The sequence below is a fragment of the Pseudoalteromonas sp. S3178 genome (genome assembly GCF_005886985.1).
Classification (GTDB): Bacteria; Pseudomonadota; Gammaproteobacteria; order Enterobacterales; family Alteromonadaceae; genus Pseudoalteromonas; species Pseudoalteromonas carrageenovora.
In genome coordinates this window covers 1-346 of record NZ_PNCW01000332.1, presented here as the reverse complement: position 1 = coordinate 346, position 346 = coordinate 1, and the positions used below count along the sequence as shown (strand labels likewise).

1 protein-coding gene is annotated in these 346 nt (G+C 40.5%); it reads left to right on the top strand.

The window, feature by feature from the left end; genetic code table 11:
- Window positions 1–346, top strand: a 346-nt coding sequence (locus CWC11_RS21185) for a sensor histidine kinase (protein WP_138684196.1), incomplete at both ends; no start/stop codon positions are given.

The window sequence follows — 346 nt, the reverse complement described above, 5'->3', positions numbered from 1 at the left end:
ATTGATCAATCATGTGATGTACTCGGCGATAAGGGTGCATTGATCATTTTAACCAAAAACCTACTAGAAAATGCCTTAAAATATGCCGATACGCATGCTCAAGTACAGCTTATCATTACTAAAAATACCCTGAGTATAAAAGACTCGGGGCCTGGGATCAGTGAAGGTGACAGAGTCAAACTATTTGAGCGGTTCTGGCGAAAGGAACAATCAGCCTTAACTGGTAGTGGTCTGGGCTTATCAATCGTCAGTGAAATTGCCAATGCACATAATGCCGACATTGATGTGTTATGTAACAATGATTTAGGCGGTGCAACTTTTACCATAACATTCAATGCTATGCCAT